Below are 15241 nucleotides of genomic sequence, written 5' to 3' on the forward strand. Positions count from 1 at the left end.
TTTCGCGTCGCGGCCGAGCCTGGCGGTGCCGCGGCCCTGGCGGGATTCTTGTCCGGCCGCGCGGGCCTTGAATCCGGTGCGCGCGCCGCTGTCATTGTCTGTGGCGGCAATGTAGATCCCGCGACGCTGGCTGGGTGATCGCGGCGAGGGGTGATTTTCATGAGATAGAATGCCCGCCACCTTCCAATAGGTGAGCGTGACATTCCCCGAATCCTCACCCCTCCCGAATCCTCGCCCCTCTACATGCAAACCGATAATGTCGTGGCTTCCACGCAAGCCATCGATCCTCTTTATGCGCCCTCCGCGGATAACGTGCGCGCTTTTGACCGCGAATGGCTGTTATTGCTGGCGCTGATCGCGCTGGTGTGGTTCGGCGCTCTGGGTTACCGCCCCCTTGCCGAGCCCGACGAGGGCCGCTATGCCGAAATTCCCAGGGAGATGGTGGTGAGCGGGGATTACGTGACGCCGCGCTTGAACGGCATCAAGTATTTCGAGAAACCCGCTTTCCAATACTGGATGACGGCGGCGTCCTACAAAGCCTTCGGAGTCAACGAATGGGCGGCTCGCCTGTGGCCGGCATTGACTGGTTTTTTGGGAGCGCTCATGGTTTGGTGGGTGACTCGCCAGTGGCTCGGCGAGAAGGGCGCGGCGGCCGCCGCGCTGTTCGTCCTCAGCAGCCCTTATTACGCATTTTTTTCGCAGGTGCTGTCGCTGGACATAGGCGTTACTTTTTTCATCAGTGCGGGCATGTTGTTCTTCATGCGCGCCCAATGCGCACCGAACGAATCGCGCGAAGAGCGGTTCTCCATGCTCATGGCTTGGGCCAGCCTAGCTCTTGCCGTGCTGAGCAAGGGTTTGATCGGCATCGTGCTACCGGCCTTGGTGGTGGGGGCGTATGTAGTCATGGAGAGAAACATCGCGGTGCTACGGCGCATGCACTGGCTGGCTGGACTGGCGGTGTTCTCTGTAATCGTATTGCCATGGTTTTTTCTGGTATCCCAGCGCAACCCAGAGTTTCCGGAGTTCTTTTTCATCCACGAACATTTCGCGCGCTACACCTCGAACATTCATCACAAAGCCGAGCCCTTCTGGTATTTTTTTCCGATACTGCTTATTGGGGCGTTGCCCTGGACATGGCTCGCCATAGAAGGGGTGGGAGAAGGGTGGCGAAAGGCCACGCCTGCGGGCGCATTGCGCGTGGAGCGCTTCCTCATTCTATGGGCCGCTTGCGTCGTGGGTTTCTTCAGCATATCCGGCTCCAAACTTCCGGGTTACGTCTTGCCAGCCGTCGCGCCTCTCGCGATTCTTGCCGCGCAGCGTGCCATGAGCCTGTCCGCGCGGGGAATTCTGGTCCGGGTCATTCCGGGCGCGGTGCTCCTGGCAGTGTTGCTATTCGCGGGCACCGAGCTGATGGAGTTCGCCCAGGAGGATTCCGTATCTTTCAAGTACTTCGCGCACTACGCTAATTGGATGGAAGTCTCCGCCATCGCGATCCTCGCCGTGTCGGCCATGACGGCCTTGATCGCACCGCGCACGCGCATGCTGGGCATCTTGTGTATGACGACGTTATTGGGGGTGCACGCCTGTGTGTTGGGATTCGATAGCCTGTCGCCTTTACGCTCCGCTCATCACATGGCGGGCTTGGTGCGCTCGCATATGCGGCCCGGAACCGTCGTATTCGAGGTCGGGCGTTACGATCAAAGCCTTCCGTTCTACCTCGAAAGCACCGTCACGCTGGCGGAGGTGGGGGGCGAATTGGAGTTCGGCATCAAACAAGAGCCCCATCGCATGCTTGCGACACCCGAAGCATTCGAAAGCGCGTGGCAGGCAGCTCACTCGGCTATTGCTGTCATGGATCCGGCGAGCTACGAGAAGTATTTGGCGCGAGGGTTGGCGGCGGAGATTATCGCTCGCGATCCAAAGCGCGTCGTGGTCCTCAAGCCGCGATAAGACCTTTTACTCCGGCTTGATGCCGGCGGATTTGACCAGCTTGCCCCACAGCTCGATCTCGGAGCGCAGATGCGAGGCGAGCTTCTCGGGCGGGCCGCCCACGACCTCCACACCCTGGGCATTGAACCGCACCTGAATATCTTTCGACGCCAGCATGCGGTTGATCTCCGCATTGAGCTGCGCGACGATGGGCTTGGGGGTTTTTGCTGGCACCATGACGCCAAACCATACGGAGACATCGAATCCCGGCACGCTTTCCGCGATGCTCGGCACCTCGGGCAGCGTGCCGGAGCGCCTCGCTGCACTCACCCCCAACGCGCGCAGCCTTCCTGCCTTGATGTGGGGCAGCACGTTTGGAATGTTGTCGAGCGCTACACTCACTTGCCCGCCCATGACATCCGTGAGCGCCGGGGCGCTGCCTTTGTACGGTACGTGCGTAAGGCCGATGCCCGCCATGCGTTTGAGCATTTCCATGGCGAGGTGAGTTGAAGAGCCGTTGCCTCCGGAGGCGTAATTGATCTGGTCTGGTTTTGCCTTCGCCAGGGCGATCAGATCCTTGACGGATGCGGCCGGAAACGAGGTATTGGCGACTAACGCGTTGGCGGTCTGGGCCGCGAAAATGACGGGGGCCAGATCGTGCAACGTGTCGAAGGGAAGCATGCTGAAAAGGGAGACGTTGACAGCCGTGGCAAAGGAGGCGATTAGCAACGTGTGGCCATCGGGCGGAGCCTTCGCCACCAAGTCCGTGGCGATGATCGTGCTGCCGCCGGGACGGTTTTCGACGACAGTGGGTCTGCCCCATGCCTTGTTTAGGTGGTGAGCCAGGGCGCGGGCAAATTGATCGTTGAACGCGCCGGCTGGATACGGGACGATGATGCGAATGGTCTTGCTGGGGTAGGGTTCGGCAAAACCTGTCCTGCCACAGAGAACACCGAGGACACAGAGGAACACAGAAACGTTTAACCTAGTCCAGAGGTGTGACTTTTCCGGCAACATGACACTAGTCGCGAATCAAAGGCAGAGCATGGTTTGTAATTTCTCTGTGCCCTCTGTGGCTCAAGACTTTTTCTTCCTTGCCTCGAAGAAGCGTTTCATCGCCTCTTGCGGTTCGCCACTCGCGTAAGCCTCTTTTTGATATTCCTTGGCCGCCACCAGCGCGGCGTCGAACCCCGGTTGGGTAATTTCTCGGAAACGGCGCTTGGTCAAACGCATGGCCGTTTTGCCTAGCGCGGATAACGAAGTGGCCAGATCCAGGGCTTTGCTCAACACCTCGCCGCGCGCCACCACGTGGTTCACCAGCCCAAGCTCGTAGGCGCGCTGTCCCGAGATGAGATCGCCGGTGATGGACAACTCGATGTTGTGCGACATGCCCAGATGCAGTGTCATCAAGTAGGAACCCACGATGCTGGCGAGCCCCGCTTTGATCTCGGGTTGCCCGATCTTCGCCTCCGCATGAGTTACTCGTAAATCGCTCACCAAGCCGATCTGGTAACCCGCGCCCGCGGCCACGCCGTTGATGGCCGCGACGCATGGCTTATCCAGCGCGCGAACCGATTGGTACATGGCATGCTGGCGCTCCAGCCAGCGCGACACTTCGTCACCCTGATACTGCATCGATTCGGCGAGATCTTGCCCCGCGCAAAACGCGCGCTCGCCGGCGCCCGTGATAACGATGGCCCTTACGGAATCGTCGGCATTAAGTGCACCCATGGCTTCGATGAGCGCCATGCGCATTTCGTGATTGACGGCATTGAGCGCCTCGGGCCGGTTCAGGGTGACGATCGCGGTGGTGCCCGAGCGCTCGGTGAGTACGGCGCTAGACATAAGCAGGCCCATCTATCACGGGATGGGCGGCGAGAAAGCTCTCGTCCAATTCCAGTCCCAAACCTGGTTTTTCCAATGGCCGCACGCAGCCATCCTTGCCCACCGAGTAAGGCGTGCTCACCATCTTGTCTCGGAACAAATTGTTCTTCGACACATCGCCCTCGAAGTACCCGGCGTTGTCGATGGCGCACAGGAAGTGAATGGCTGCCGCCATGTTGAGCCCGGTCATGGAGGTGTGCGGATGAATCTTGAGCTTCCATGCCGAAGCGAGATGCGCGATGCGCATGCATTCGGTGATGCCTCCGCTCTTGGAAAGATCGGGTTGCAAGACGGTGATGTAGCCATCGTCCAGCACGCGCGTGAACTCGAAACGCGTGTAATGATTTTCTCCCGACGCCAGCGGCGTGCGTCCGCAGAGCGAGGCGAGGCGGTAACTCTCGTAGTCGTGGGGCGGGAAGGGCTCCTCCAGCCATCCCACGCCGTTGGCGTCCAGTCCCGGCATCGCCTCGCGCGCATCGGCGACGGTGTAACCGGTGTTGGCATCGGTGAGGATGCCGATGCTTTCTCCCAGCGCTTTGCGCACCGCCGACACACGCTGCAAATCGCGTTTTGGAGTATCGCCAATTCGAAGCTTGATGGCTTTGTATCCCGCTTCGATGTGGGGCATTGCCTCGGCGAGCAACGCGGCCGGTTCCTGGTAACCCAACGACACGCCACCGGCGTAGGCAGGCACCGGTTTCGATGTGCCGCCGAGCAATTTGTAGAGCGGTAGTCCGGTAGCCTTGCCGCGAATATCCCAAATCGCCATGTCGATGCCAGACATGGCGAGGCAGGTGCCGGCACCCATGCCGTGACTACCCAGTTGCTTGACGTAAATTTTGTTCCAGATGCCGGTGACGTCGTGGGCATCCATGCCCACCACCAGCCCGCGCAATGTCGTGTTGACGAGATTCGCCACCGCGCCCGGGCAGCGCCCGTGATGGGATTCTCCCCAACCCACGAGCCCGCCTTCGGTGGTGACCTTGACGATGACGGCGTCGCGCTTGACCGCCCGGCCGATGCCGAGCGTTACGCTGTCCTCGGGCCGTACGGGAAACGATGTGGGGTATCCAACTACATCTCGTATGCGCATGTCGTTTGAGCCGTTAGCCATGGGTCTCCTCGTAGGGTAATTGTCGTGAGGGGAAATATAACGCTTGGATGGCAATTGGTCCATGTGCGGCTTCGCCTGGCGGATCTTTGCCCAAGTTCTTATCGAAGCCCGCACTTCGAAACGACGGTTGCGCAGCTCCAAGGCCGCAGGCGTTCGAAGTCACATACCGGCACCGCGTCACGAAAATCTTCGTAGGTGCCGACGCCGGAAAATCCATACTCCAGGCCAAAGGTGGTGGATCTGTTTGCGCGCAAGATGCCGCGTAGCACCTTATCCTGCGTTGCTTGCGGATCGCGGGCCTGCGCGCGCAATCTCCTGGCGCCCACGAACCACTGAATTCGCAAGTACGCTTTGAGTGCGGCGTCCAAGATTAGTCGCTTGGCCGACATGATAGCGTACATCGAATCTTATCGAAACGGTGCCGCCATCTGGCGCAAGAAGCCGGTGGGATAGGCATCGTCCAGAATCCCAATCTTGTCCACGGCCTGCCGCTTCGGCAGGTACCAGGTTCCGAAGACCAAGTCCCAAATCAAGGTTGTGCTGGAGAAGTTGCACTGCGCGGTTTTGGGATCGCGCGCATGATGCCAGCGGTGCGTCTCGGCGCTGCCCACGAAGTAGTTCAACCATCCGTAGCGCAGCCGGATATTGCTGTGCTGGTAAAAACCGTTCACCGCGTACACGAGAAAATAGCCTGCCAGTACCTCGGGTGCAACACCCAAGAGCAAGAACGGGAGCGTATCCGCCGAGAAGTGCAGAACCTTCTAGATCGGATGGAACCGGCTGGTATTCATCGAATAGAGTAAGCGCGGCGAGTGGTGGACTTCGTGCAGACGCCACAACGCGGGAAAGTGGTGGCAGGCACGATGCACCCAATAGCGCATCAGGTCCACGACCAGGATCATGAGGAGCGTCTGCGCCGCCCAATGCCAATCGTGCGGCCAGAAAGCGGGCCTGTGCGTGTGCGATGCAAGAAACAACACGACACCCATGGTGAGCAACTTGGGCAATGCCACCTGCACGAGTGCGATGTACAGTGCATCGGCTTGAACGTGGCCGCGGTTGGGATGCCAGTCCTCGCGCTCGGGAAACCAGCGTTCCAAGATGAGAATCCAGACCGCGTTGGCGATGATGGTTACATACAGGGCAATCGAAAGCGCAACCACATGCGCCCGCAGTACCGCGAACAAGGCAAAGGCGCAGGAAACAGAGAAGGGATAGATGACGTAGTGCGACCACTGCGTATCTTCTCGATGACCGGGAGCTTTTTCCGCGTAGCATAGAGCCATCGTCCAAACGAAGCTCGCCAGCACCAAGTGAAAGAATGCGGGAATCCAGGCCGTAAACCACGGCAGCGCGTTCGGATACAAGGCACTGGCGAGTATTCTCAGCACGCTTCCAGAGAAATAGACAGCGGCGAATCCGTGTAGGAACTTGGCGGCCATGGGTCGGCGCGCAAGCACACCTTTTCCCACACGCCAAGCCGCGCTCGTCATAAGCAACAGAATAACGAGTTGGACGCCCAGAAGCACCGCATAGGGCAGGTTACTTCCTTGAAAGTTTTCGAATGGCGGCAAGGCAGCCAGGGGAAACCAGCGCTGGCTAGCTTGGCCCGCGACGCGCAGCGAGAATAACGCGGTGAGAAACCAAAGTACCGTGGCATACCAGGAAGAGTTCCGCCCGTTCATCTCAAAAGTATCGCGTCACGCATCTCGGAAATACCGCGCCAGGGATGGGCCGGTGGGCGCTAATTGGACTTTACCTGTGGCGGCAGTAACTCCAAACCGACCACCCGGTAGGAAGGTTTGTAGGCTTCCCGGTATTCCTTGGAGTGGCGCACCGCGGGGTATCCGTGCTCGGCGATCTCCTCGAAGAAAGTGACGACCTCAGCGCGCTTGAAGGGCAGGATGCCTTCCGATGCCAAGTCACCGGTGCAGGCGCAAAACTTGGCTAGCCTCTCCGGGGCAGGTGGATAATTCATCGCCGTCTGCACGACGGCCATGGCCAGGGACTGGATGTCGTGTTTTCCTGCCGCATAGGGCCGAAGATGCACACGTACCAACCGGCCGTCGGGAGAAATCGGCTCCCATAGCGGTTCGGACGGCCCTTGCACGTCCAGGAGTTCGCTTTCCAGACGGCGGATAACTTCCTCGGGATTGCTAACGGCATGACTATTACCGAGCGCAGCTTGGTGCAGCAGCTTATAGACATCCAGTAGCTGCATGCGCGGGTACCTTGCCATGTGTTTTGCGATCAATTGTCCGGAGAATTTCACTCGCGCCTCTCCTCCACGATTTTGGCGGGATAAGTTATAGCACTTTATGCGCCGCGGCAATGTTGATTTGTAGGTTGAGCAGCTCGTTCGATTACAAGTAAAGACCACTTTCTTCGAACACGGTACCCCGGAGGCACGCTCATTTAATTCGGTGGCAGTCTGGCCCGCGCCCGCGGGCTACTCTGCTCTGCTAAAATACTAGCATGCGCGCGGCAGGCCTCGGATAACAATGAAAACCATGAACACGATGTTTCGCGTGTTGCGCAGTCTTCCCGCCGGGGAGTTACGCACCGCGGACCAACTTTCCCAGGAACTCGGCATCACGCGCCAAGACGTAACACAGACCGTGGACGAGGCACGAGAATATGGCGTGGATATTCAGGCCCGCCAGGGCGGTGGCTATGTAATCTCGGGCGGTATCGATTGGCTGGGTGTGCGCGAAACGCAACAGGCCATGGGAGATTGCGCCGCACGCTACCAAATCAGGATTCTCGATGCGGCGATATCGACCAACGATGAGGTGCTGGCCGAAGCGGTGAATCCGCCAGGCCGGCTGGTCGTTGCGGCGGAACTGCAATGCGGAGGGCGCGGGAGGCTGGGCCGCAGGTGGAATTCGGGGTTGGGAAACTCGCTGACGTTCTCCATTCTTTACCGCTTTTCCAAGCGAGGCGCCGCGCTTTCGGCATCCAGTCTCGTAGTGGGGGTTGCGCTGATGCGAGCTCTTAATGAATTGGGTGTGCGCGGCGCCCTGTTGAAATGGCCCAACGACTTGATCACGCCCGCCGGCAAGCTGGGCGGTGTGCTGATCGAAACCCATGGCGGCGGTGTGAGCGCCTTGCCTGCCATCGTGATTGGAATAGGGTTAAACGCGCGCTTACCCGATAAATTTGAGTCCGCGATTGGCCAACCCGTTGTGGATCTATACCGCCTTGGGGTTCGCGCCCCGCGCAGCACCATACTCGGTGTATGCTTACGCCATGTTGAGGAAACGATGGCGCGGTTCGAGGCGCAGGGATTCGAGAACCTGAGAAAGGAATGGACCGCGCATGCGGCGTATATTGGCCAGCCCGTTGTGTTGGCCCATGCTCATGGCGAAACACAGGCCGGCGTGATGGCGGGAATTTCTGAAGATGGAGCCTTGGTATTGGCGGCGGAAAATGGCCATCGGAAAATTTATTCCGGGGACATGAGCATGCGGCCGGCACAATCACCGCACAGTGGCTCGGCGCCATCGTGACCATACTGGCTATCGATGTGGGCAACAGCCGCATTAAATGGGGTTTCCACCATCAAGGCGAATGGCTGTCCATGGGTGCTTTGCCAAGAGCGGATTCCGCCCGGCTGGCGAGCGTGTGGGCGGACAGCCCGGCTCCGCACCGGGTGGTGGGTTGCAATGTCGCCGGCGAGGAGGCTGGGCAGGAAATCGGTCATGCCGTGGCGGCGCGAGGGTGCCGCGTGGAGTGGATCGTGAGCAGGGAGCGCCAGTGCAGCGTGGTCAACCGGTACGAAGAACCCAGCCAATTGGGTGCCGACCGTTGGGCCGCTCTCATCGGGGCGCGTAAACGAGTGACGGGCGGGTGTGTTGTGTTGAGTGCTGGCACAGCCGTGACCATAGACGCCATGAACGCCAAGGGCGAGTTCTTGGGAGGAGTCATTCTTCCGAATCCCGCGATCATGGCCGAAGCCCTGGAAAGGCATACAGCAGCACTCAAACGCCAACCGGGAAAATTTCACTTGCTTCCCACCAATACGGCGGATGCGATCGCCACGGGTGCGTACCTTGCCGCGGGCGGTGCCCTGAACCGAATCGAGCAGGCTCTGCGTGCCTTGGGCGAAGCGAGCTGCGAGATCATCATGACTGGCGGGGGCGCCGCGGATCTCCAACCTACGCTGGATAGAAACGTAAAGCTGATTCCAAATCTCGTACTGGAAGGTCTGGCGGTCGCGGCGTCCCAGCAAGATTGAGCATGCGCGCCGCGGTTCTGGTTTTCCTCATCTTCAATCTTGCGTTGGCTGTCTTGCTCAAGTTCGGAGGCGCGATGACGCCAAGCAAGCCCGCGGCCGAGACACTCAACGCGCACAAGATTGAGATTGTTTCCTCGTCCGGCACCTAGATCGCGCGCGTTCCCTGCATGGAACTGGGCCCCTTTAACGGCGAAGAAGTGCTATCCGTGCGCCGGATGCTGGATGAGAGGTCCTTGAGAAGCCATATGTCCAGCCTGGAGATGCCGCTTCCCGCCCAATGGTGGGTATACATCGCGCCATTCAGTTCCTACGCCGGTGCCATGCAGCAAGCCAAGCGGCTCCAGAAAATGGGGATCAATGGATACCCGCTGTTCGATGAGAATAGCCCGTGGAAGCACGCCATCTCGTTCGGAGTATTCAAATCCGAAGAAGCGGCGCTAAGGTTGCTCGAGGAGATGAAGCGCAAGGGTATCGAGGGCGCGCGAGCGGAAATACGAAGCGTCACCCGCACCTTGTTCTACATGCGGGAAGCGAGCGCCGAGCGCGTTTCACAACTCGCGCGAATCAAAGCCCAGTTCGCCGGCGCCAGTCTCAGGCAGGTGAGTTGCCCCAGTTCCAGGAGCCTCGTGCCGGGGCCGGCGGACGAGTGAACCCTTGCGCAAATCAGTCGTCGTGCGCGGCCGGTTTGTACTGCGATGCCAATTGCGCTTGAATGTTAGGAGGCGCGGCATCGTAATGGCTAAATTCCAAGGTATAGGACCCTTGGCCTCCGGTTAGCGATTTCAAGCGGGACTGGAAATTATCCAGTTCGGCTAGCGGCGCGCGCGCCGAGACTTTCATCAAGCCGTTGCTGCCGGCGTCATTGCCGCTGACTTGCCCGCGTTTGCCGGAAAGCTCGCCCGCGATGTCGCCCATGGTATTGGGCGGGGCGTAGACGTCGATGCTGACGATGGGTTCGAGCACAACGGGCCTGGCCTTGCTCATGGCATCGAGAAAGGCCTTTTTGCCGGCGGCCACGAAGGCTACTTCCTTGGAATCCACGGCGTGATATTTGCCGTCGTAGACGATGACACGCACGTCTTGCACGGGATGACCGGAGACGGGTCCCGCTTCAAGAGCCTGGCGCACGCCCTTTTCCACCGCGGGAAGATATTGTCCGGGGATGGTGCCGCCATGAATGTCGTCCACGAACTCGAAACCGCTGCCACGGGGAAGGGGCTCGATGCGTAGAAACACCTCACCGAACTGCCCGGCGCCGCCCGTTTGCTTTTTATGGCGGTGGTGCCCTTCCGCCTTCGCGCTGATGGTTTCAATATAGGGGATACGCGGCGGATGGGTGGTGAGGGTGAGCTGGTAATTCTTTTCCATTTTTTCCAGCACCCGGCGAAGGTGTAGTTCGCCCAGCCCGCGAATCACGGTTTCGTGCGCGGTGGCGCTGCGCTCCACGCGCAGGCTCGGATCCTCCGCTTCCAATTTGTGCAGCACATCCATCAGTTTTCCCTCGTCGCCGCGCTTTTGGGGTTCCACGGCGAGGCCGAATACGGGCGCGGGAAACTGCAACGGCCGGATATGGATGTGGTCATCTTCCGGGGCGTCGTGCAGGACGTCACCGAAGTGCAGGTCATCGATCTTGGCCACGGCGCAGATGTCGCCCGGAACAGCCTGATCCACCTCGATATGTTGTTTACCTTGTAAGCGGTATAGGTGCCCAATCTTGAACGGCTTGCGCGCGTCGCCCGCGAATAGCTGGGACCCCGTGCGTACCGTGCCTTGCTCCACCCGGAATACGCCGAGCTTGCCGATGAAAGGATCGATCTCCACCTTGAATACGTGCGCCAGCACATGCTTGCTGGCGTCTGGATCGGCCTGGAGCGGGTGAGCTTGCGCGCCCTCGCCCTTGATGAACATGGGTGGATTTGCCTCCGCGGGGTTGGGCATGAGGCGGACAAGGATATCCAGTAGTAGATCCAAGCCGGCACCCGTTCGCGCCGAGACGAAGCACACCGGAACGAGGTGGCCCTCGCGTAGCGCTTTCTCGAAGGGCGCGTGCAACTGCTCCGAAGTGACATGGCCTTGGTCGAGGTAAACGGACATCAGTTCCTCGTCCACTTCCACGACCTGATCGACCAGAGCCGTGTGGGCTTGTTCGACGGACATCAACTCCGATGTCTCGGAGGGATCGAAGAAACAATCCACCGCCTTCTTGCCACCCTCCGCGGGCAAATTGACGGGCAAGCATTCCTTTCCATAAGCTTCTTGGATTCTCGCCAGGACTTGCTTCAGATCCACGTTGTCGGCGTCGATCTTGTTGACTATGATGAGGCGGCACAGGTTGCGCTCCCCTGCCCATTGCATCATGCGTCTGGATAGAAGTTCGGGACCATTCTGCGCGTTGATGACCGCGGCGGACAGCGCGGGGAGTGATTGTCCCAGAAAATCCAGGTACCCCGGCGTGTCGATAAGATGAATGAGGGTATTTTGGTGGATCGTGTGCGCAAGGGCGAGTTTCAGGGAGTGCCCGTGGGTCTTTTCCATCGGGTCGTAATCGCACACGGTGCTGCCTTTCTCCACCGCGCCCGCGCTGGCAATGGCCTTGCTGCGTACCAAGATCTGTTCGATGAGGGTGGTTTTACCCGCGCCCCCTGGCCGACCATCGCAATGGTACGGATGTGCTCGCTCTGGAACTGCCACATGGTTCTCTCCTCCCAGATATGGCATGAACGAAAGCTTAGAACCTGTAGCGAGCCTCCAGTTCAAGAAGCGAGGGGCTCGCTACAGAATCCGTGCGGCCAGTATAGGACTGGGCAGGAGCAGGAGCAACCGGGACGTGCGCAATGGCAGTCCCTTCACGCGGGATTGAGAATGAGGCGGCTGACATTGGAATCGCCGGGCCGAAGCTCAACCACTCTGGAGTGAAAGCGCGCCAGGTCCGCACGGTGTCCGATGCTGACGATGGCAGTGCTTGAAAGGCGCTGGATCAGTATTTGGTACATCTCTTCTTGGCTGGCATCGTCGAGGCTGGCGGTTGCCTCGTCCAAGAACAACCAGCGCGGTTTCTGCAAAATCGCACGCGCGATGGCGATGCGCTGCTGTTCTCCCCCTGAGAGCCGCATGCTCCAGGAGCGCTCCTCGTCCAAACGTTCGCTCAAATGGGGCAATCCCACGTCAGCCAAGGCGGTACGCAAAACCTCGTCGGGAAATGTGCCGGGAGACGATGGATAGGAAAGGGCGAGCCGCAAGCTGCCCAAGGGAAAGTATGGCCGTTGCGGAACGAAGAGGACGTCGAAATTCTCCGGCACATTGACTTGCCCTTGCCCAAAGGGCCAGATGCCCGCGATGCTACGAAATAGCGTGCTCTTGCCGCAGCCGGTGGGGCCCTTGATGAGTAATTTTTCCGATGGTCTGATGGTGAAGGCCGGCGCGGCGACGATGGGAGATCCCTCTGGCAGCCGGATGTCGAGATCCTTGAGAACGACATCCTTTTCCATACCCACTAGCACTTGCGGGCCCTGGGCTGTGGCCGATTCCCACTGCGCCTGGGCAAGGGACCGCCGGAAACCCACGATGCGATTGCTGGTTGCTTTCCACGTGGCAAGACCATCGAAGGCGTTGACGAACCAAGAGAGCGACCCTTTTACCTGGCCGAAGGTGTTCGCGATTTGCATGAGGCCGCCCAGCTCGAAGGCGCCCGAGAAATAACGCGGAGCGGCCACCAGGTAGGGAAACGGCACGGCAAGTTGGACATACCCGTATTGCCACCATCCCACCAGCTTTTGCCGCTTCATCATCATCAACCAGTTCTTGACCACACTGCTAAAGCGCAGGTCGAACTGCTCTAACTCATGCTTCTCGCCCCGGTATAGGGCGACGCCTTCCGTGTTTTCGCGGAATCGCGCTAGACTGAAGCGGTAGTCGGCCTCATAACGCTGCTGGTCATTGGTGATGGTTACTAGCGGGCGGCCCACCTTGAGGATCAACCAACTTCCAATCCCCGAGTAGATCAGCGCAACCCACACCATGTAGCCCGGGATGCTGATGTCCAATCCTCCCACGGAGAACTCCAGGGGGCCCGACTGGTTCCATAACAAGCCCACGAAGGTGACGAAGGTCACCACGGCGCTTAGTAAACCCAGCGAGAGATTGAGCGTGCTCGAAACGAAAATTTTGAGGTCTTCGGCAATCCTTTGGTCGGGGTTGTCGTTTTGCTGGTCCTTTAATTGGAGCCGGTAGTAGGCGCGGTTGCCTAGCCAATCGCCCGTGACGGTGGTGGTAAGCCAAGTGCGCCAACGAATCTGCAGCAGCTGGGTAAGGTAGGTCGCGTACACAGTCATGATGATCCACACGATGGCCAACACCATGAACCAGCCCATCTCCTTGAAGAAATCGTTTTTCGCCTTGTGTTGGAGCGCGTTGTAGAAGCGGTTGTACCAGTCGTTGAACAGTACTTCGACATAGACCAGAGCCAGCGTAAGCGCCAGTACGGAAACGAGCAATGCCCAAGCGGCTTTCTTCTGTTCTGACTTCCAAAAGGGTCCGATGAGTCTCCACACATCGCGGCCAAAGGAAGAGGGTGGCTTGGAACTGGACATGCGGGTTTCTCCTGGCACGGCTTCGCCGGTGAGCGAAGCGGCCTTTTCTTAAGATGACCGAATCTGCTTGACCAAACGCGTGGTCGAACGGTCGTGGATGAATGGGATGGAGTGTACGCGGCCGCCCCAGGAGAGCACCTCGCGCGCGCCAACGATGCTCTCCACTGGCCAATCGCCGCCTTTGACCAGAATTTGCGGCTGGCACAGGAGAATCAGCTTGAGGGGCGTGTCATCGTCGAAGGAGGTCACGACGCTGGCGCATTCCAATGCCGCAATCACCGCCATGCGGTCTTCAAGAGTGTTGATCGGGCGGTCTTCGCCTTTGCCAAGACGGCGCACGGATTCATCGCTGTTTAGCGCGACAACGAGGCTCGCGCCCAATGCCCGAGCCTGCGCGAGATAGGTGACGTGACCCCGGTGCAAGATATCGAAACAGCCGTTGGTGAATACGATGGGCTTGGGCAAATTCTGGCAGCGTTGCGCAAGGCTCGCGGCCGCGGCGATTTTTCCCTCGAATGGCGGTGGGCTAGAGGCCATGGCTTGAGCGCCACTTTTGCAGCAACGCGGGGACGTCATTCATGTCGTGGAAGAATTCCACGCCTTGCACGAGCTTCTTCGTTCGTGCGCCGTTATTGCCGGTGGCCCACATGGCAATGCCACGCGGCATGAGGGAACGTAATTCCGACAAACCGCAGATGACATCCTGGCTAAAGGAGCCAAATGCCATGCCCACGATAGCCGCGTCGTGAGCCGCCGCCGCGCGTGCTATTTCCCTGCACGGCGTTTCTGGCCCGAGAGCAAGGCATATGGCCCCTTCCACGCAGCATAGCGCTTCCATGATGAGCAGCGCGCGAAATTCGCCGGTGAACGTCGCTAGCAGAACACGCGGTGCGCTCCCCTCATGCTGAATGGAATGAATGGCGCTGCGTAAGACGCCCTGAATATGCTCCGCGTAGAAATGTTCCTCGAATAATCGTAGATCGCCCCGCATCCAGCTACCGCGGACATGTTCATCGAGGGGCACGACAGTATCGAGCACGAAATGCTTCAACCCTTGGCGCATGAGCGCTTGCGCGAGCTGGCGGCGAAACTCGGCCACGTTGTGATCGCGTAATAGTTCGATGAAAATCGGCAGATCCTCTCTCCCATCGTCCAGGGGCGTATTTCGAGGGCTAAGGGATTCAAGCGCGCCGAGGTCCAGGGAGATGATTTTGCCGGGCCGAAGGCCGCGCTCCATCAAGCGGCGGATGAGGCGCAGTTTTTCCACCTGCTCGGCAGGGTAGATTCGCTCGCCATTGGCATCTCGTCCAGGCTGGGGGAAACCGTAGCGCCTTTCCCAAATGCGCAGCGTGTCCTTCGATAGGCCGGTTTCCCTCTCGGCGGCACCAATGCCTACCGCCTCGGTTGGGCCAGGGGCGAGCGGTATGGAAAGTTGTGATGTACGGGACAACTACTAGAGGAAGGCGAATCGCACGGCCATTAGTTTAT

The 15241-nt window shown here is 59.4% G+C and carries 14 protein-coding genes and 1 pseudogene; 4 read left to right on the forward strand and 11 right to left on the reverse strand.

What is annotated here, in order from left to right; translation table 11 throughout:
• Positions 1–243: 243 nt before the first annotated feature.
• Positions 244–1950 carry a glycosyltransferase family 39 protein gene (locus tag EXR36_04655; GenBank protein ID MSQ58936.1) on the forward strand — a complete coding sequence of 569 codons (1707 nt, stop codon included), beginning with the start codon at positions 244–246 and terminating at the stop codon, positions 1948–1950.
• A gap of 6 nt (positions 1951–1956) precedes the next feature.
• Here the strand turns inward: EXR36_04655 and EXR36_04660 are convergent, their stop codons facing one another.
• From EXR36_04660 to EXR36_04690, 7 genes are all read right to left on the reverse strand, one after another.
• Entirely contained in the window at positions 1957–2946 is a 990-nt protein-coding gene (locus tag EXR36_04660) for a tripartite tricarboxylate transporter substrate binding protein (protein MSQ58937.1), read from the reverse strand.
• Between the two features lie 60 nt (positions 2947–3006).
• On the reverse strand, positions 3007–3774 hold the full coding sequence (locus EXR36_04665) for an enoyl-CoA hydratase/isomerase family protein (protein ID MSQ58938.1): 768 nt from the start codon (positions 3772–3774) through the stop codon (positions 3007–3009).
• On the reverse strand, positions 3767–4906 hold the full coding sequence (locus tag EXR36_04670) for a mandelate racemase/muconate lactonizing enzyme family protein (GenBank protein ID MSQ58939.1): 1140 nt from the start codon (positions 4904–4906) through the stop codon (positions 3767–3769). Before EXR36_04670 ends, EXR36_04665 begins: the two co-directional genes overlap by 8 nt.
• A 119-nt stretch (positions 4907–5025) precedes the next feature.
• The gene (locus tag EXR36_04675) at positions 5026–5328 is read right to left on the reverse strand and encodes a hypothetical protein (protein MSQ58940.1); all 303 of its coding nucleotides are present in this window, start codon (positions 5326–5328) and stop codon (positions 5026–5028) included.
• 6 nt (positions 5329–5334) lie between these two features.
• Positions 5335–5682 (reverse strand): fatty acid hydroxylase family protein, encoded by a 348-nt coding sequence (locus EXR36_04680; GenBank protein ID MSQ58941.1) that lies wholly within the window; start codon positions 5680–5682, stop codon positions 5335–5337.
• Between the two features lie 6 nt (positions 5683–5688).
• Entirely contained in the window at positions 5689–6612 is a 924-nt protein-coding gene (locus EXR36_04685) for a sterol desaturase family protein (GenBank protein ID MSQ58942.1), read from the reverse strand.
• A gap of 59 nt (positions 6613–6671) precedes the next feature.
• Positions 6672–7199, reverse strand: a complete 528-nt coding sequence (locus EXR36_04690; GenBank protein ID MSQ58943.1) for a hypothetical protein — start codon at positions 7197–7199, stop codon at positions 6672–6674.
• Positions 7200–7428: 229 nt separating this feature from the next.
• On the opposite strand from EXR36_04690, the gene EXR36_04695 reads away from it, so the two are divergent.
• The 3 genes from EXR36_04695 to EXR36_04705 all read left to right on the forward strand — a co-directional run bounded on the left by EXR36_04695 (position 7429) and on the right by EXR36_04705 (position 9814).
• Complete coding sequence (locus EXR36_04695) at positions 7429–8436, forward strand: biotin--[acetyl-CoA-carboxylase] ligase (protein ID MSQ58944.1); 1008 nt, start codon at positions 7429–7431, stop codon at positions 8434–8436.
• Positions 8343–9164: a type III pantothenate kinase gene (locus tag EXR36_04700; GenBank protein ID MSQ58945.1), complete on the forward strand. Its 822-nt coding sequence runs from the start codon at positions 8343–8345 to the stop codon at positions 9162–9164. The genes EXR36_04695 and EXR36_04700 overlap by 94 nt, the downstream gene beginning before the upstream one ends.
• Before the next feature lie 167 nt (positions 9165–9331).
• On the forward strand, positions 9332–9814 hold the full coding sequence (locus EXR36_04705) for an SPOR domain-containing protein (protein MSQ58946.1): 483 nt from the start codon (positions 9332–9334) through the stop codon (positions 9812–9814).
• Between the two features lie 13 nt (positions 9815–9827).
• Here the strand turns inward: EXR36_04705 and EXR36_04710 are convergent.
• The 4 genes and pseudogenes from EXR36_04710 to EXR36_04725 form a co-directional block, all read right to left on the reverse strand.
• Positions 9828–11857: pseudogene (locus EXR36_04710) on the reverse strand (elongation factor G).
• A 153-nt stretch (positions 11858–12010) separates the two neighbouring features.
• Positions 12011–13753 carry an ABC transporter ATP-binding protein/permease gene (locus EXR36_04715; GenBank protein ID MSQ58947.1) on the reverse strand — a complete coding sequence of 581 codons (1743 nt, stop codon included), beginning with the start codon at positions 13751–13753 and terminating at the stop codon, positions 12011–12013.
• 48 nt (positions 13754–13801) lie between these two features.
• Positions 13802–14290, reverse strand: coding sequence for a D-glycero-beta-D-manno-heptose 1-phosphate adenylyltransferase (rfaE2, locus tag EXR36_04720; protein MSQ58948.1), 489 nt, complete (start codon positions 14288–14290; stop codon positions 13802–13804).
• Positions 14280–15203, reverse strand: a complete 924-nt coding sequence (locus EXR36_04725) for a MerR family transcriptional regulator (protein MSQ58949.1) — start codon at positions 15201–15203, stop codon at positions 14280–14282. The genes rfaE2 and EXR36_04725 overlap by 11 nt, the downstream gene beginning before the upstream one ends.
• Positions 15204–15241 lie beyond the last annotated feature (38 nt).

The sequence above is a fragment of the Betaproteobacteria bacterium genome, assembly GCA_009693245.1.
Taxonomy (GTDB): Bacteria; Pseudomonadota; Gammaproteobacteria; order Burkholderiales; family SHXO01; genus SHXO01.